Origin of the sequence: Streptomyces sp. NPDC058701, from assembly GCF_042715295.1 — a bacterium.
GTDB lineage: Bacteria > Actinomycetota > Actinomycetes > Streptomycetales > Streptomycetaceae > Streptomyces.
Window position 1 is genome coordinate 15,442 of record NZ_JBHXSY010000059.1, and the last position, 17,366, is coordinate 32,807.

10 protein-coding genes, 1 tRNA gene and 1 pseudogene are annotated in these 17,366 nt (G+C 68.1%); 6 read left to right on the forward strand and 6 right to left on the reverse strand.

Features of this window, described 5'->3' with window-relative positions:
• Positions 1 to 71 precede the first annotated feature (71 nt).
• Complete coding sequence (locus tag ACFWW8_RS34650) at positions 72 to 419, reverse strand: ATP-binding protein (RefSeq protein ID WP_386535813.1); 348 nt, start codon at positions 417 to 419, stop codon at positions 72 to 74.
• 2,026 nt (positions 420 to 2,445) lie between these two features.
• On the opposite strand from ACFWW8_RS34650, the gene ACFWW8_RS34655 reads away from it, so the two are divergent.
• Positions 2,446 to 2,979, forward strand: a complete 534-nt coding sequence (locus tag ACFWW8_RS34655) for an IS5 family transposase (protein ID WP_386535814.1) — start codon at positions 2,446 to 2,448, stop codon at positions 2,977 to 2,979.
• Between the two features lie 356 nt (positions 2,980 to 3,335).
• On the opposite strand, the gene ACFWW8_RS34660 is transcribed toward ACFWW8_RS34655, so the two are convergent.
• On the reverse strand, positions 3,336 to 3,464 hold the full coding sequence (locus ACFWW8_RS34660) for a hypothetical protein (protein ID WP_386535817.1): 129 nt from the start codon (positions 3,462 to 3,464) through the stop codon (positions 3,336 to 3,338).
• A gap of 1,385 nt (positions 3,465 to 4,849) precedes the next feature.
• On the opposite strand from ACFWW8_RS34660, the gene ACFWW8_RS34665 reads away from it, so the two are divergent.
• A complete protein-coding gene (locus ACFWW8_RS34665) occupies positions 4,850 to 5,086 on the forward strand; it encodes a ferredoxin (protein WP_386535819.1) in 237 nt (78 codons plus the stop codon).
• A gap of 880 nt (positions 5,087 to 5,966) precedes the next feature.
• Here the strand turns inward: ACFWW8_RS34665 and ACFWW8_RS34670 are convergent.
• From ACFWW8_RS34670 to ACFWW8_RS34680, 3 genes are all read right to left on the reverse strand, one after another.
• Entirely contained in the window at positions 5,967 to 7,094 is a 1,128-nt protein-coding gene (locus tag ACFWW8_RS34670) for a DUF3103 family protein (protein WP_386535822.1), read from the reverse strand.
• A gap of 32 nt (positions 7,095 to 7,126) precedes the next feature.
• Entirely contained in the window at positions 7,127 to 8,251 is a 1,125-nt protein-coding gene (locus tag ACFWW8_RS34675; protein WP_386535825.1) for a DUF3103 family protein, read from the reverse strand.
• A gap of 1,081 nt (positions 8,252 to 9,332) precedes the next feature.
• Positions 9,333 to 10,541 (reverse strand): tetratricopeptide repeat protein, encoded by a 1,209-nt coding sequence (locus tag ACFWW8_RS34680; protein WP_386535828.1) that lies wholly within the window; start codon positions 10,539 to 10,541, stop codon positions 9,333 to 9,335.
• A 462-nt stretch (positions 10,542 to 11,003) separates the two neighbouring features.
• Between ACFWW8_RS34680 and ACFWW8_RS34685 the strand changes: the two genes are divergently transcribed.
• From ACFWW8_RS34685 to ACFWW8_RS34700, 4 genes are all read left to right on the forward strand, one after another.
• Positions 11,004 to 11,086: transfer RNA gene (locus ACFWW8_RS34685), tRNA-Leu, on the forward strand.
• A gap of 297 nt (positions 11,087 to 11,383) precedes the next feature.
• Complete coding sequence (locus ACFWW8_RS34690; protein WP_386535831.1) at positions 11,384 to 12,538, forward strand: DUF3103 family protein; 1,155 nt, start codon at positions 11,384 to 11,386, stop codon at positions 12,536 to 12,538.
• Between the two features lie 705 nt (positions 12,539 to 13,243).
• Positions 13,244 to 15,715: a LuxR C-terminal-related transcriptional regulator gene (locus ACFWW8_RS34695; RefSeq protein WP_386535833.1), complete on the forward strand. Its 2,472-nt coding sequence runs from the start codon at positions 13,244 to 13,246 to the stop codon at positions 15,713 to 15,715.
• 185 nt (positions 15,716 to 15,900) lie between these two features.
• Positions 15,901 to 16,626 carry a hypothetical protein gene (locus ACFWW8_RS34700; protein ID WP_386535835.1) on the forward strand — a complete coding sequence of 242 codons (726 nt, stop codon included), beginning with the start codon at positions 15,901 to 15,903 and terminating at the stop codon, positions 16,624 to 16,626.
• Positions 16,627 to 16,930: 304 nt separating this feature from the next.
• Here the strand turns inward: ACFWW8_RS34700 and ACFWW8_RS34705 are convergent.
• A pseudogene (locus ACFWW8_RS34705) lies at positions 16,931 to 17,366 on the reverse strand (transposase); the annotation flags it as partial.

Here is a 17,366-nt window from a genome sequence, read left to right on the forward strand (position 1 = left end):
AGCGGCAGACGCGGGCCCGGGAGCCCGGGCAAGGGAGCGGCGAGCTGCTCGCAGGAACTCAGGGACGCCCGTCAGTCCGTGGACAGGCGGGCCCAGTACGTCGACCCGGAGGCAGCGGTCTCGGCACCCGTGTCGTCGGCGACGGCGGCGACGATGAATAGGCCCCGGCCGTGCTCGTCGTCCGCTACCGGTTCGCGGTCCGCGGCGCGCGACGCGCCCCCGTCCGTCACGCTCACCCACAGGTGGCGGGTCTGCGGCTCGTGGCGCAGGTGGAGCACGACCGGCGGAGCGGCGTGGAGCAAGGCATTGGTCACCAGCTCCGAGACCACGAGCCGCAGGTTGTGCGCGGTGTCCTGGCCTAGTTGCCACTCGCGGCTGGCCAAGATCGCGGTCCGCCTGGCCGCTGAGACCGACTCCATGTGGTGGGGGAAGTGCCAGCTGCCTCTCGATGGCTCGTCCTTTCCCTCGGAACGGTCGGACGAGAGCGGTACGGAGTCAATCGTGTCGTCGTGTCGCGCCGTGTGCACCGTGGATCACATCCAGGGTCGTCGTGGACTGGGCGGAGGTTGCATTTTTCGGCCTCTTCCAACATGGCCCGAAATGACAGGGCTTAAATGAGCAAGAGGTACCCAAACGGTCCTGCCGCTAGAGGGCGGCGAGAGACGCCCGAGGCGCGTGTGAACAGTGGGGACGTACGCCTCATAGTCCTTGCTGTCACGGCACCTGCGGTGATCCATCAATTCGCCCCATCGGGGGTACGCCGATCGATTTCCATAGCAGTAATCCTGCAATATCGGTAGCGCGGCGAGATGCCGCGCCAACTGCTGAAACTCCGACCCGTACGCCGGAGCCGGAGCGGACGTACCGGCGGCGAGAGGACGCTGACCGAGCCGTGCCGCGAAACGAGGGGAAGCGCGGCTGACGTCTCGTGGCACGGGGCGTCACGCATCACAGGAGGTAGGTCGGCCACCTGCAGCGGCAGCACCGTTCCTGCTTGGAGGAAACGATTATGCGAGGAGAAACGGCTTTGGAACTCGGCCGTTCGTCGGGCGGCACGTGGAACCATGCCTGTCCGTCTCCCTGTTAAGAAACAAATACAGCCACGGGCTCGTCATTTCCGGTGGGGCGGAGTGGGCACATCACGCCGTGCGGTAGAGTGCCTCGCCAAGGCGTCGGCGGCGGGATTCGCGCGGTGTCCCTGTCGGACCCGGCGACCTGGAGGTGGACGCGGCTGACCGGGTCGCCTTTGTGGACGGAAGCCACAGCGTCGCGCACGGGGCTCGTCCGCGCGAACGGTGCGCATCAGACGGACCGCGCCGTCCTGCATGAGGGACTTCAGGAGTGCGGCGGAGGTGGCATCGAGCAGGTGCATGTCATCAAAGAGACCGACCCATCGTCGGTTCTGCGCTCTGCGGAGTTCCACGACCATGCGGGTACAACCGGTCCTTGAGCGAGGAACAGGTCGCGACCTTCCTGCGGAATGTCCTCGGCGGCCTTGTCGGCTCCGCCACGGTGGGGCAGCCCTTCACCCCCTGCGACGTTGACATCCTGTACGTGAGGGTCTGGGAGCGGACGGAGTGGTCCTTCATCGGCACACCGCGGCTCGTCGGAGTCAGCGGGTCCCGTCTTTCCGGTGCCGGCAGGCCGCCCGTGCTGTCCTCGAACTCCTCGCGCTCTGCGCGCCGGTGTGCGAGCAGGACGCGGGGGTTTCCCCGTCCTCGGCGTCCCCGAGGCGATGTCCCGTGCATCGTCTCGTCGCCAGGCCTGCGGAACCGTACAGCCTGTTCCATGAGATCGCCTGCCGGCGCTCACGGCCACCGGCACGGCCGATACCGACCTGTTCATGCGCGGCGCTGAGGCCGCTGGCCTCGACCACGACTACGAGCAGCGCTTACCCCGCTGAGCGTGGTCCCGCCCGACGAGCTGGCCGTCCCCAGCCTCATCCTCCTGTCTGAGGCGTACGCGCGGGCCGGCAGCTCGAGGAGGCTGAAACAGAACGGGTCGAGGGGGATTCGAGGGCGCGGTCCAAGGACGACCGGTTGCCGTCGCGCTAGCCATCACGCGGAGGGTGTACCTACCGGCCGATCTATGGCCCGAGCTCTTGCGGCGACGAGGACGCGAGCATACGTGTCGAAGCCCCGCGGCAGCCGGTTGCTGCGGGCCAAGGAGGGTGCGATTCGCGCCGTATCGGTGCGCCCGGCCGACTGGTCGGTCCTGCTGGAAGACCTGGCAGCGGACATCCGCGAATCGCTGGACGTCAACCTGGGGATACAAAGGGGCGCTGACCTGCACGGAGGTCTCGGCCCTGACCGGTCGCTCCCAACAGGCGGTGGAGCGGTCCGAGACCGCCCAACGCTTGCACCTGACCGTCACCGGATTGAGTCCGCCAGGGACTGTTTCGCGGATCACCTAACGTTAGTGGGGTGTTGGGGTCACGCGGTCTGTATGGGCCGTGGGGATCTAACGAATGCGGAGTGCGACCGGCTGAAGTCGTTCCTACTTCCTGGCGGTGCCCGTGGGGGCGGGTGGAGTGATCATCGCCGGGTGATCAACGGGGTGCTCTACCGGGTCCGGACGGGCGTGCAGTGGAGGGATCTGCCGGAGCAGTTCGGCCCGTGGGAGACCGTTTGCAAACGGCATCGCCGCTGGTCATCGGATGGCACGTGGACGATGCTGCTGTCTCGGATCCAGGCCGCCGAGGGCGCCTCGGGCCGGATCGGCCGGGACGTGTCGGTGGACTCGACCGCGGTGCGAGTCCATCAGCACGCCGCCGGCGCGAGGAAGGAGCCGGCGGTCACAGGTCCTCAAAGGGGGCACGTTCGGGGGACGAATCAGGTCGATCCGGTGTTGCGGAAACTGGTCGTCCGGCTGGAGGAGGTGGTCGCATCGGAGAGTGCCGGGGTCGCTCCCGGGGCGGATTCACCACCAAGATCCACCTCGCCGTTGACGGGCGATGCCGGTGCCTCGCCGTCGTCCTGACACCCGGACACTACGGACATGGCCCCCAGTTCGAGCGGGTGCTGGAGCAGGTCTCCGTGCCCCGTATCGGGGTCGGACGGCCCCGCACCCGGCCCGACCGTGTTTTTGGCGGACAAGGCCTACACCTCCCGGAACCACCGCCGTTGCCTACGACGACACGGAACCCGGCACGCTGCTGATGGAGGCGTCCCAGGACCTGCGGGACGCCGGTGTGTTGATGTCCGAATCGGCCAGCGCGCCGGCTGCGGGATGGATCCGGCTAGAACGTCCCCACCCGGCCAAGTCCGCCGCCCAACGGGACAAAGAGGTCAGCGACACGTGTACGCCAAACCCGGTCTGACGGCCCAGCGCCCTCGCTAGGCGCCGGGCCGTCCTCCGTCCTCCTCGCACTGCTTGCGTCGACCGCGCACGGGGTGCATCCGCTTGGCGAGGCCGGAAAGCGTCCGGTCCTCCTGAACCGAGTAGTTCGCCTCGACGATTCCCACGTAAAGAGCATCAATTGTTCGCTTCGAGAAATTGCAGGTGCAGCTGGTGTGGGCGGCAGGTTCACTCACGGCTGTCTACCTCCTGTGGCGGAACTTCAGTTGCCATGATAATGGCTGCGGGCCACGCAAGGGTGAGTGAGCAGACCGTACTCACTTGGCGGCTGCCGCGACCACGAGTCCCGCGGGGAGCGGCTGAGGCCGCTCCCCGCAGCGGTGGACCCCGAATGCAGAAGTACTCGCTACTCCCTCACCGGAGTTTGCGTCCCGATAGCATCAGTGCGTCGCAGGTGCGGTCGTCGTCCGCCCACCACCCTTCTTGCGCAGGAAGGGCTCAGAGGAAGCGTCCCCAAGCGTCTCGGCCTTACTCCGTACCCGCGCGTCAGGGCGGGGCTCGCAGCCCCGCCCCCCGGGGGGCCGCCAGTGGCCTTCGATGTCGGCCCCGGGAGGTGCGGACCCGGTGACGTGCGGGCCCGGGCCGGCGATGGCGCCAGGAGAGCGGACTGTGTCCTCTCCGTCGTATCGGACCGCTGGGGCGTGCTGTTCGACGATTCTCGGTTCATCAGTGGGCGCGGTTGTCCTCCACGTCCGAACTGGTGCCCGCCGGTACGCAAGGTGGCTTCAGCGGCTGGACGACCTTCCTCGGCTGACTCGGAGCGGCGGCGCAGCCCCGTTTGCCGCGCCTCCGAGATGCGGGGTGATACAGAATAAGGACAAAGCGTTCGGACCTCCGACGCCCGCCCGGAACGACCTTTCCGGAGATCCGAGCCGCATGACAGAGCCGCGAAGAGCACGGCCGACGGCTTGCGCCGCTTGGAGTGCAGTGCTGGACCTCGTCACACCAGGTCTGCTCGATGCGGTCCGCCGGAAAGCACCCAGTCCCCTCCCGGCCGGGGCTTTCCCGCCGCGTGGTGTTCCTCGGGGCCCGGCGACGCAGACGGAGAACATCCGTCTGGCAACGGCCATGGTCCGATCGTCGCCCCTCCGGGGTGGCTGAGGAGATCGACACGCTGCACGTGATCACCGTCGGCCGGGTGTGGCCTGGAGCCGGGTGCACGCACCTCGCCCACTACGCGGGCTGGGGCCGACGGCCTCCGCGGGGAGGAGGAGGGCGGCGACGGGGCGCCGTCCTGACGGCCATCCACGTGTCCCCGGGCGATACGACTGGGCCACGCGCTTGTTCGCGGCGGGAGTCGCGCTGAGGCGCAAGAGGGACCGGCGTTCCTGTCACAGCAGCCGATTGACGGGGGATGTCTGTCCGCCGTCACCGATCGGCTGCACGGGGTGCCTGGGTACGTCTTACTCAGGCGCCCGTGCGCGGTCGACCCCAGTATGGGCCACCGGTCCGTGTGGCGGCTGGGGCACGCGCGTGACGAGAGGAGACGACCATGGCCAAAGCGTGGATCCGACTGGACGGAGACCGGTGTCGGGGGACCGGCCTGTGCGCCGCGATGTCCGAACGGCACTTCGAGATGGACGGCTCCGGTACGGGCAGGGTCGTGGTGGCGGAGGTCGCCTCCGAGGAGGACCTTCTCGATGTCCTCGCCATCGCCGAGTGCTGCCCTACGGAGTCCATCACGGTGACCACGGCGGACGCGATCCTCGATGAGGATTCTGCCGGATGACGACCGGGTGGCGTCACGAGGGGCCGCGGCAAATGTCATTCGGCACTTGCCGGACCGCCGTCGCCGTCCGGGCCGCGGTCACGACCAAAGCCGATCACGATTGAGCATCACGGCTTCTCTTTGGCCATGTGTAAGGAGTACATCATGTTGCCCTGACCGGGCCGTCCCTCCGGCGGAATCGATCGACGCGCATGCTGAGGCGTGCCGATCCCCCACCCGGCGCGTGTTCTGCGCACGAACCCCGGGACCCTTCGGAACGGGGCATCGCTGCTGCTCTCCACCGGGGTCCTCCTCAGCCTCGCCCACTCGCGTGGCTGTGGACGGTCGTCACCCAACCGCCTGGGACTGGCCCGGAGGCTCGTCTGCAAGCCGCTCGTCGGCGTCCAGGCGAGGATCCAGCTGCGGTCCGCCTGGCGCATGGGCGAAGGAGCAAGCGAACGATTCCCGCCCCGCGCGGCGGCCGTATCGACCCTGCTGGCCTGTCGATGCCCCTTCAGGACCTCCGGGACGTCAATGATGTCCGGGCGGTGGGGCGCCGGGAGTCGCCGGCCACGTTGGGAGCCCGTCCTGTGCGGGCGTACCTGTGTGGAGCGTTGCTCCTCGCCGTGCTTCTCCTGGTCCCGGCCTCTTGTCCTGTGGTGCGGCGGATGGCTGGAGCTCCTCGCGGCGGGCCCTGCGTGTGCGCCGCCGTGCGGGCGATCCGGTGGCGGACCCTCGAGGGTGACGACCGAATCTGCCGGTTGCGCGTTGTGGGTGTGGCGTCGGCATGGGGTCCGTTGGCGGCGACCTGGTGAACTGTGGTTCCTGCAGCGACCCGGCACGAGGGAACGGCGGCCCGCGAGGGGTCCGCCGTTCCGTCATATCCGTCGTTGCCACATCGTTACGCAGGAACGGTGACGTTCTGCAAGATGATGCGCGCGTTGTTCCGTGCGCCCGTCCTCTCGACGCCGGTGGTTCCGCTTGCCTGGCGGATGGAGTGGAACTCGTCCACGTCGTCCGACATGTCGGTGAACAGCTCGTCGGGGAGGAGCGAGATGAATATGTTGATCACGGCCGCGACCGCCCCGCCGGTAGGCCCCCCTGCGACCGTACCGACCGCCTGAATGGCGAGCTGCAGGATCGCCTTGTAGTTGGTGCCGTCGTCCTCCTCCATGAAGACCAGGGAGGCGTCGTCGTAGCCGAGCTTCGACCAGTCGATGAGAGTCTTGTTCGGGTAGTAGTAGGTCTTGTCGGAGTCGACGTTGGTCAGCTCGATGTTCCCGCTCATGAATGGCTTGTTGCTTTTGTCCACACCGGAGACCAGAGCGAAGATCTCGGCGCCGCCCTTGAAGAACGGCTCCTCGTCGTAGTCGAGGTAGATGCGCTTGAGCCGGGTCACCGTCTTCGTGCCGGTCAGGGAGCCGTTGGAGGTGTCGCGGTTTGCTGCTGCGTCGGGCCAGGCGCTTTTGAAGCCGTCGTCGAGGATGCGCATGCCGGCGGACATGGCCTTGTCTCCGTCGTAGCCGACGACGAGGACGGGGGTGCTGGGGGTGTGGGCGCCGTCGATGACCTGGGTGGTGCCGTCGGGGCGGATGGCGGTGAGGGTGGTGGCGTGGTCGCCGGGTTCGGCGGCGATGAGGGGGGTGGTGCCTGCGGCGAGGGCGCTGCGGGTCTCGGGGTTGGCGAGGCGGACTTCCATGATGTTGCCGATGTCCGGCAGGCCCTTGGCCTGGAGGATGGCGGCGTTGTCCGCGGCGATGGCGCTGGCGTAGGAGCGCAGGTTGGGGGAGGTGACGTCGGAGAGGGCGATAGCGTCGCCAGCGTCGAGGGCGGTGCGGGTTTCGCTGGCGAGTCCGCCGGTGAACGCGGTGGCCAGGCGCTTGGCGGCGTCTTCCTTGGCCTGCATGACCACGTCCTGCGTGGTCTCGGGGGCGGAGGTGGGGCTGGCCATCGCCGGCATGCCCCCCGACAGCACGGCCGCCGACGACACGGTGGCGAGTAAGGCGCCGAAGATTCGATTGCGCATCATGGTGGCTCTCCCAAAGTCCTGCTGCCGGGGGATCAGATCTGGGGAATGAACTTGTTCGCGAACAGGATCCTGGCGTTGCCACCGGCACCCTTGCGCTCCGTCTTGCTGATCCCGTCGTTGTGGGACACGGAGAAGTACTGGTCGATGTCGTCGGTCCCGTCCTTCCACCAGTCACCCGGTATCGCCGCCAGGACGGTGTTGACGACGGTGGCGCCCTCGGACCAGTTGGCCAGGGTCCCGACCGCGGTGACCATGGCGGAGGTGATCGCCTTGTAGTCGGTGCCGTCGTCCTCTTCATGGATGGTGATGCTGGCGTCGTCCCAACCGAACTGGGACCAGTCGACGGCAGTCACGTTGACGTTCTTGTAGCCGGTCTTGTCGTTGTCGAGGAACGGCAGCTTGATGGCGCCGGAGACGAAGGGCTTGCCGTTCTTGCCGGCCCCTGACGTGAGGAGGAAGATCTCGGCGCCGCCCTTGAACCACGGCTCCTCGTCGTAGTCGAGGTAGATGTTCTTGATCTGGGTGACCGTCTTGCCGCTGGTCAGGGAGCCGTTGGAGGTGTCGCGGTTTGCTGCTGCGTCGGGCCAGGCGCTTTTGAAGCCGTCGTCGAGGATGCGCATGCCGGCGGACATGGCCTTGTCTCCGTCGTAGCCGACGACGAGGACGGGGGTGCTGGGGGTGTGGGCGCCGTCGATGACCTGGGTGGTGCCGTCGGGGCGGATGGCGGTGAGGGTGGTGGCGTGGTCGCCGGGTTCGGCGGCGATGAGGGGGGTGGTGCCTGCGGCGAGGGCGCTGCGGGTCTCGGGGTTGGCGAGGCGGACTTCCATGATGTTGCCGATGTCCGGCAGGCCCTTGGCCTGGAGGATGGCGGCGTTGTCCGCGGCGATGGCGCTGGCGTAGGAGCGCAGGTTGGGGGAGGTGACGTCGGAGAGGGCGATAGCGTCGCCAGCGTCGAGGGCGGTGCGGGTTTCGCTGGCGAGTCCGCCGGTGAACGCGGTGGCCAGGCGCTTGGCGGCGTCTTCCTTGGCCTGCATGACCACGTCCTGCGTGGTCTCGGGGGCGGAGGTGGGGCTGGCCATCGCCGGCATGCCCCCCGACAGCACGGCCGCCGACGACAGGACGGCGATCAGGGTGCCGATTGCACGGGAACGCATCATGGTGAACTCTTCCTGACTGGGTGGGATGGGCGGCGTGCTCCGTGTCCATTCGGAGCGGTGTCCGCCGCTGCCCCAGTACACGGGAGGGCGATTGCCGCCCGGCAGAGTGAACGCCACTCGAAGATCTGGACTGGTCGGATTCTCGGAAGGGGCGACACCTACTCAGGCCGCCACGTACGCGGGGGACCGCCGTCGATCAGGAAGGTGAACCGCGTGGTGCTTTGCGTGCTGCCCCGGGGCAGGCGGTCGGGTGGACCAGGAATTCCTGCACGGCCAGGGCGACCCGTGCGTCGGCATTGCCGCCCCTCCTCCGGTACCTCGCCGTCCTTGCGCCCCCGCCGGTCGGCGCAGGTGGGTTGCCACCGTCCGACTACGGCGCCATAGGCGCAGGCGTGCGCAACGGACGACCGCACTCCTCGTCGCGGCGCCGGCCGGCGGCACCCTGCACGGCGCACCCGCCGTCGTCGTGGACGCCGGCCCCAGGAAACCCGTCTCAAGCAACCGACACGGCCGCGCTCGACACGAACGCCGAGACCACGGTGCTCACTACCCTGTGCCAGCAGGCAGAACGTCCGACCCCGAACGTCTGACGCCCCCGAGCGTCGTCCTGGGCTCCGACGGTGGGCCTACTGTTCGGTGCATTCGAGACGGCCGAGACCAACCCCGTCGATGCCGCCGCGTTCGGCGGTGTGCAGACACGCGCTCCCCGCCTGGACTGGGACGTCGTGGTGCAGGGCGCGCAGTCCGACGGCGGCGCCACCCACGTGCTCGTGAATGCGACGACCGGGAAGGCGAACCGGATGAGGGCGCGGGAGCAGACCCTCGAGGAGACCGGGTACGACGTGACGTCCGGTCCAGTCGCAGTCAACGACGTCACCGCTTCCGATACCACGTGCCAGCCCGTCGACGTGCGTACCTGGAACAACTCGCCCTGCGGAACACGCACCCACAGTCCACGGTCGTCGAGGCCGAGCACGCCGCGGACAGGCGGTACTCGTACCGCGCGGCCGACTCGGCCGCTTGAGCATCCGGGACAGCGTCAGGAAGGCCCTGCGGAGCATCCGTTGGTGCTCCGGCGCCATCAGGAGCCGGACTCTGCTCCTCGAGTAGTCGTCCTGCGGACCGCTGCGGATGACCGGTCCGCGCTCCTCGCCGACGCGGAGCGCGGGGCGGCCCCCTGAGGGGCGGCCTCGGACGGCCGGGAACGGGCGGTGGCCGCCGTGCCGCGCAGGGCTTCCTCGATCTTCCTCAGCAAGGGGTGACCGGGCCCGACCGATCCCGCGAGCAGGTCCCGTGCACGCTCATAGAGGGCGACCGCGTCGCCTACGCGGCCCTGACCGCACCGGGCGAGCGCGAGGTTGACTAACGGCCTGGCCAGGTCGGGATGGTCAGGCCCATATAGCGCCGTCTTGATGGCGAGGGCCTGGTTGAAGTAGCGCTCGGCCACCTGGTGACGTCCCAGCCGAAGGGCGATCCCGCCCAAATTGTTGAGGACGGCCGCGACTTCGTAGTGCTCAGGGCCTCGTATGCGGCGCAGGGTGGTGAGGGCTTGGTGCAGCTGGGCTTCGGCTTCCTCCTCACGGTGCAGCCGCGAGAGGGCGTCGGCGACCGAGACGCGGTCCACGGCTGTGGCGAGGTGGTCGTGTCCCAGCACTCGTTCCCGGATGTGCAGACCCCGTGCGAAGGCCTCGTAGGCCCCGTGCGGGTCTGATCGCGCGGCGGCCAGACGGCCGAGGTTGTGGCAGACCGGAGCGAGCGGGAGCGCGCCGCGCCCGTGCGCGGACTCCAGCAAGGTGAGGGACCGGAGCAGGTGGACGCCCGCCTGGTCGAACTGATGGGCGCGCAGGTGCAGGAGACCGAGCTCGTTGCATACGTGGGCTATCTGGTCGGGCGTGGCGTCCGGCAGGCACTCGTAGGTCTGGAGAGCCTCTTTGAGGAGCTGCTCGGCTTGGAGCAACCGCCCCAGCAGGCGCGCCAGGCTCCCAGACCGTACCCGTACCTCGAGGAGGAACGCGGCAGGGATCGGGACCACGTTGTTCCCGGCGCTGACGATGGCTTGCCCGAGAAGCCTTTCGGCCGCCGTGAGGTCACCGAGGGACTGCGCGTGCAGGACCTCGCCCATGCGCACGCGCGCGATGGCGAACGGACCGAGCGGTTCGGCCAGCGTCAGGGCTTTCTCCAGCAGGCGGCAGGCTCCCGCGGAATCACCCGCCTCACGGGCCCTGGAGGCTCCGGAGAGGAGTTCGTCCAATCTCCGGTGGCCGATGGCCGTGTCCGGTTGAGTCGCCATGAGCGCCTTCGCGGTCGGTCGGATCAGGAGGGACCCGGGCCGGCCCTCCGCCGCGGGCTCGTGCGACCGCGAAGCGAAGGTGCCCCAGGCCATCCTCCATTGAAGGAGCGTCCCTCGATGGGTGAGTGAGTAGGGGCTACTCACAGCTCGATTGCTGCGATCCACTGACAGCCGTGTGGGCGGTCGACCCGGCGCCATCGCCCCGGACGTGACGTGTCGACCGCGTGCGGAATCCCTGGGGGAAGGTCGTTGGTGGAAGGGAATGGGGCCGGGACGGTCCGTCCCTTCCGTTGCCCTGGCGCAGACTTGAAGGGGCAGCGCGTTGCCGTGCCGTCCACCACCGGGACGCCCATGCCTCGTGGACCGACCGACCACACGACGAATTTCGGGCAACTCTAACCGCGTTTTGGAGCACCGACTACTCTCGCACCGATTTTTAGCCGAGCATACCGTCGGTCCTACGGGCAAGTGGCGGAATGGCAGACGCGGCGGACTTAAAATCTGAGGCCCTGTGGGGCGTGTGGGTTCGAATCCCACCTTGCCTACCCGTTCGCGACGTGAGTTGTGCGTACCCTTTCCACGTGTGTTAAATCCTCTGAAGTGCCGTCATGCGTCAGCATGGCGGCGTTTCTGTCGTACGTCGAATTTCTGGATTCGAGTGGAGAATACTCCCTCCATGTGACGGAATGGCGAGCAGGATGATCAGGGCTCAGGCGCGACGCGTCAGAGCACCATCCATTGCTCGTCTCCAGCGATCGGGGTTTTCCGTGCAGGTTTCCATCCGACTGCGGTCCATCGCCGCAGCGTCCTTGCTCACGGTCGGTGCGGTGTCATCCGGTGTCATGGCCCTGCAGCCTGCGATGGCCGCGTCCATCCCCACCGACCCCGACAACACCGTGATGGACGTCAAGACCTCCCTCACCGCCCGGCTGGCGGTCAGCCTCCGGGACCCGCTGTGGAACACCGAGGTGCGCCGGGCGTTTTCCACGTCCTCCGATGTGGATCTGGTCCTCAAGACCGCGGGGTCCGCCACCACCGTCGGGCGGAACCTCAATTCCTACGTCACATCCCGCAACGAGCGCTTGCTCCAACTCAAAGGGCTGCCGGCCGGCCAAAGCCTGCTGCGGCTGCGTCTTCTGCGCCCAGAGATGGCGACCGCTTACCAGTCCGGTACTGCGCCGCTGATCATGGCCGAGGCGCCTGACGACGTCACGTCTCTGACAGCCCTGCGCACCGACGGCTCCACGGTCACCCTGTCCAAGACCAGCTTCAACCCCAACCAGCCCGTCCTCGTCGTGACGTACGACGGGGCGCGGGCGGTCGAGCTGGGCATGTCGGTCATGGAGCAGACCATGCGCGCCCTAGGAGTCGCTTCGGGTGCTTCGAGCACGACGATCGCGAACGACGCCGACGCGGCCGTGCGCATCAAGACGGCCCACGGCATGTCGGTCGACGGCGGACCGGGCCTGTCCGTCAACGGCGGTTCCCTCCAGGAACCGTGGTGGAAGGGCGACGCCGAGGTGTTCGGTGTCCTGGGCGGTGTCGGCACCAACACCGATCCCAACTGCGCCACCAAGGGCACGTGCCCGGACGGTCAGCCGCGCATCAACAACATCCCGATGCCGTTCTGGAAGAAGAACAGCGTCTTCTACGCCCCGAACCAGGCTATCTGGACGACCGATCAGTTCCAGATGGACAACAATGGTCTGGACCTCAAGGACCTCGTCATCCTGGAGGAGGACGACGGCACCAGCTATAAGGAGCTGGCGAAGTCCACGGCCGCCATCGCTCTGAGCAAGTTCGGGCAGGGCAACTACGCCCCGATCGCCAACACGATCATCAGCAACATCCCCGACAACGCGTTCAGCGACGACACGGACACCCTGGACACCTACTCGGCCATCGCCAACGGCACGCCGGGTGACAGTGCCGTCGTAGGCACCCAGGGTGAACTGGCGATGAACATCAAGGTGGACGGGTCGGCGCCCAGCTCCTGACCGATCGCCCGCACGGCGGGCCCGTCCGGTAGCCGCCGGCTTCCTCCTCGGGAGGGAGCCGGCGGTTCGCGTCTGTCCGTCGATGATCGGGCCCGCACGGCGGGAAGAGGCGTTGGGGGGAGGACTCTCCCCGCCGCGCGGGGCTTCCGGCTGTGCACGGCAAGGGGGCGGCCGCACAGCCGGATCTCGAGCACGGGAACCTTTTCAGAAAGGGACCCTTTCCCACCAGCTCCCGGCTCGACTACCAGTGTGCGCACGGTGATACCGACGGGCATGAGTAGAAGGTACCCAAGCCTCTCGAAATCCCGAAGAGATCGCGGGCCTGCCGAAGTACGCCCGGCTCCGACCACACGCCGCAACTCTCTGACGGAAGAGTAGCGTGTACGTGACTGAGTATTTGATACTCACGATTATCGAGTGGGCAAGGATCTGAGCAAGAGCTACTCTCCTGCCTGCGTTTCGAAAGGGAAACCCTAGGAAGAGTGGCGTGGACCTCGTCGCGACTACGTCCCGACAGGCGCGCGCCGGGCGGCTGGTCAAGCCGCTGCCGCCTCGGCGGGCACCCCCGCACCCCGGGGGATCTTCTTGTGGGATCAATTCATTGTGAGGGTAATGGTGACTCGTCTTCGTGCTGTCCGCTCAACTGTATTGGGCGCCGAATCCAACGAAAATATCCTCAAGTCCGAGGTTCCGTTAATCGGGAGAGTGAAGGAGCTGGAGGAGGGCAGCAGGGTCTTCGCCGTGGCGCACGGCCCGATGGGCGTGCTCATCACGGGTCCGCGGGGGGTCGGACGGACGCGCATGGCCCAAGAGCTGCGACGGCGCACCCTACGGCGTTCGAACTGGCGGTTAATCGAGATACATCCGCCGGGCTCCGAGGACGTCACCGACGTGCGCTCCAGACTGGCCGCCCTCGGGCAGGAGACACGGAAGCGTCCCGTGCTCCTCTACATCGACGACGCCCACCTGCTTCAGGAGGACGTGGCGGACGCAGTGCTCATGGCATTGCGCTACGGTACGGTCAGGGTGATCCTCACCGCTGCCACTGTTGAGCGCCAGGAGCTCCCCCGGGCTCTGCACGAGCTGTGGCGCGCCGACCACGTCCACCTCCTCGATCTCGGGCCGCTGCGGCCCGCTGCGGCCCGCCGGCTAGCCGAGGAACTGAGCCCCGTACCTCTGGATCGCTTCGCTACCACGGCGTTGGCGACTCTGTCCGAGGGCAACCCCCTCCTCCTGCGCGAACTCCTCCGCACGGGCATCGAGGAGCAGACGTGGCACGCCGCACGATCCGGGGACAGGGTCGTCCCGACCATCCGCCCCATCGTCGTCAGCCACTTGATGCCCCGTGAACTGCCCTCACTCGATCCGGCCACCCGAGCAGCCCTGGAATTCGTCGTCCTGGCCCGCCAGGCACCGCTCGACGTCCTGCGCGGTCTCTTCGACGGCCGTGCGCTGCTCCATTTGGAGGACCTCAAGCTCATCCGGGTGGTCACCAGGGGAATCAAACCCCACGTGGAAGTGGCGCATCCGCTCCTCGGCCAGGCGCTGCGCCAGAGCATCGCCGCGCTGCGGGCGGCCCATCACCTCCGCGTCTGGCTCAAGGTCGTGCCGATGGCAGAGCAGAGCCCAGACCTGAGGCTGCACACCATCGAGTGGTCCATAGCGGCGGGCGAGACCGTACCCGAGAAGTGGCTCGAACGTGCCGTGCGGACGGCCCTCGCCGCCGGGGACCTGGTCAGCGCCCACCGCGTCGTCGACCTCCAGTGGGCCTCCTACCGCTCGCTGAGTGCCGCCGAACTGCGCTCGCACGTCCTGCTGTCGGCAGCCGAGTTCGACGACCTCGACGAGATGCTGGCCGAGGTAGAGCGCACGCACGCCGCGCCGCTCCCCGCCTTCGTGAGGGAGGTGCGGGCCCGGGCGGACATCCTGATCGGCAACGCGAAGACGGCGGCCACGTCCCTGGAAGCGGTGACCTCGCCCCGCCGCGGCCTCTTGCACGGCATGCACGCGTACTTCGCCGGCCGTATGGACGAAGCGGTCATCCTGTGTGAGCCGTACCTCGAGGACGCCGACCACGCGACGCGCGTGGAAGCGGTGGTCTTCACGATGGCAGCGCTATGCCACCAGGCCCGTCCCGTTCAGGCGCTGGCATGTTACGACCGCTACCAGAGCGCCCCGGTGCCGACCGGTACGTGGGCCCTTCACCTCGACTCGCTGGAGGAGCTGAGAGCTGCCGCACTGCATGACCTAGGCCGTCTGGGAGAGGCTGAGGAACTGCTCGGTGCCGCGCACGCGCAGGCGCTGACGGGCCAGTCACTGCGCCAGGACGCCCAGCGGGGCCTGGCGCTCGGCTTCACGCTGTACGAGCAGGGGCGGATCGCGGAGGCCCTGCGCTACTTCTCCTTCAGCAGCTCCTACCAGGTCGGGTGGAAAATGTGGGAGGAACGGGCTCGGATCTACACCGTGCTGGCCTCGATGCACCTGCCCAGTGACGAGAGGCTGCCCGTCATCACCGACGACCTCGCCGACATCGCCCCGGACCATCTGGGTATTTACCTCCCCGTCGCGCGGGCGTGGCAGGCCTGGTTGTATGGGGGGCTGGAGGAGGCGTCTTCCATCCTTCTGCGCGCGGCCGAGGCTGCGACTGCGCAGGGAGCCGTGGCGAGCGCTGTCATAGCCGCCCACGAGCTCGCCCGCATGGGGCTGGCCAGGGAGGCGTCGGCGTACTGGAACCTTCCGGTGGAGGGTCCCTTCCTCCAGGCCAGACTGGATTACGCCCAGGCCGTGGCCACCCACGACATCAAGCTACTTGGCCGTGCAGCCCGCGGTTTCGCGGGGTCCGGCGCCGAGCTGTACGCCGCGGAGAGCTACGCAGAGATGCATCGGATGTGTATGTTGGCAGGCCGGGAGCGGGCGGCCACGGCAGCCGTGGTCCAGGCTCAGGACCACCTCTCGCGCTGCAGCCAGGTGGACACCCCGGCACTGAGGTTCCTCGGCCACACGGCGGCGCTGACCGATCGTGAGCGCTGCATCGCCGACATGGCCGCCCGCGGTTGGTCCGACCGGGACATCGCGGACCACCTGAGCATCTCCCCGCGCACGGTCAGCAACACCCTCTATCGGGTCTACCGCAAGCTGGGCGTCACCAACCGGCACCAGCTGGTGGCGGGCGGCTAGTGGCCTACGGAACCCCTTCGGGGCCGGGCCCGGCGGCAGGCCGGTCATTGGAAGAACTATCTGCCACAGGAGCGGACCCCACCGTCGCCCCCGTCAGGAGTCGGCCACCCCGGTCACCGGTGCCGCTCGGTACGGGCCCGTGCCCTTGTCAGCCGCAAGAAACGCGCATGCAAAGGAATTCGTTCATGAATGCCGACAGACGATGGTGCATAGACGCCGTCCTGGGCTCAGCCGACAACGGACCGCTGGTCGATGAGTGCCGCGCGTTCCGGGCGGAGGTACTCTACGACGGCGGTCGGCGACCGCAGTTCGTCGATGCGAGCGGCCGGTTCAGTGACGCCCAGCCCCTCGACACGGGCGGCTGGCACATCACCGCACGACGAACCCACGACGGTCCGCTGGTCGGCTACGTACGCGTGGCGACCCCGCTTCGCACAACCGCATACCAGAGCGTCGCCTTCCTCGGAGAGCCGGCCTACGCCGCGGTGCTGGACCGTTTCGGAGTCGCGTCCGAGGCAACCTACGAGCACAGTCGGCTCGTGGTCGCGTCCCAGGCGCGGGGCGAGAACTTGGGCGCCTACTTGTACGCCCTGGCCATGGCGACGGTGCGAAGCCTTGGGGGAGCGGCCATGATCGGCATCTCCGGTACCGAGGACGGCCAGTTCCGCCTCTACCAGCGCTTCGGTTTCGATGTCGTCCCGGGCGCGACGCGTTTCGACAGCCGGTACGGCGAGGACGTGTGCGTGATCTTCAGCCGGATCGGCACGCCCGCGGGCGAGTACGAACCGCTGGTGCGCGATGCCGGTGCCCTCCTAGGCGCGCGGCAGTCCGGCCCCCGCCGCAGAGTCCCGGAGCCGAGCCCCGCCTTGGAGACCGTGCCGGTCGGGGGTCACACTTCGACGAGCGAGTGAAATCGGGGTAACCCGGGTGTCCCGACCCGGAAGTCACGTATCCGGATCGGACACCGCGCAGGGGTGCGATCGGAGGGCGGACCGGATGCTCGTGCCTGTCGAAACGCACGCGACCCGCGGGCGCAGGGAGTCCCGCGTCCCCGACCGCCCGTTTTCGCCCGGGTGTCCCACAAGGTCGGTTTGATCCGGGTGGGACACCGACCAAGACGGTAAGAATTTCCGCGCCCCGCTGCCGGACGGTGGGGGGGTGCCTCTATGTCCTTCGTCAAGGACGTGGTGCCTGGTATGGGACTGTTTGGGGTGGTCATGCGGCGAGGGTGACGGTGGAGGTTCTGGACTCGTAGAAGGTGCCGTCGCGGAGCATGGCAAACAGGACGCTGATGCGTTGGCGTGCGAGCCGCAGGAGTGCCTGGGTGTGGGACTTGCCCCGGGCGCGTTGGCGGTCGTAGTAGGTGCGTGAAGCTGGGTCGGCGTTCATGCAGGCGAAGGCGGAGAGGAACATGGCCCGTTTGAGCTGCCGGTTTCCGCCGCGGGGTGCGTGTTCGCCGTGGATAGAGGTGCCCGACGACTTGGTGGTGGGGGCGAGGCCCGCGTAGGAGGCGAGGTGGGCGGCGCTGGGGAAACCGGTGCCGTCGCCGACGGTGACCAGGAGGCGGCGGTCCTGACTCCGACTCCGGGCATCGATGTCAGGACCGGGTGAAGAGGGTGGGCCTCCAGCAGGGTGCTGATCTGGGCTTCCA

Bases quoted from the DNA above. Each gene is read 5' to 3' on its own strand.
- ACFWW8_RS34665 (WP_386535819.1), top strand. From the start codon at position 4,850: ATGGCCAAAGCGTGGATCCGACTGGACGGAGACCGGTGTCGGGGGACC.
- ACFWW8_RS34655 (WP_386535814.1), top strand. From the start codon at position 2,446: ATGGGCCGTGGGGATCTAACGAATGCGGAGTGCGACCGGCTGAAGTCG.
- ACFWW8_RS34700 (WP_386535835.1), top strand. From the start codon at position 15,901: ATGAATGCCGACAGACGATGGTGCATAGACGCCGTCCTGGGCTCAGCC.
- ACFWW8_RS34670 (WP_386535822.1), bottom strand. From the start codon at position 7,094: ATGATGCGCAATCGAATCTTCGGCGCCTTACTCGCCACCGTGTCGTCG.
- ACFWW8_RS34690 (WP_386535831.1), top strand. From the start codon at position 11,384: ATGGCCCTGCAGCCTGCGATGGCCGCGTCCATCCCCACCGACCCCGAC.
- ACFWW8_RS34680 (WP_386535828.1), bottom strand. From the start codon at position 10,541: ATGGCGACTCAACCGGACACGGCCATCGGCCACCGGAGATTGGACGAA.
- ACFWW8_RS34650 (WP_386535813.1), bottom strand. From the start codon at position 419: ATGGAGTCGGTCTCAGCGGCCAGGCGGACCGCGATCTTGGCCAGCCGC.
- ACFWW8_RS34675 (WP_386535825.1), bottom strand. From the start codon at position 8,251: ATGATGCGTTCCCGTGCAATCGGCACCCTGATCGCCGTCCTGTCGTCG.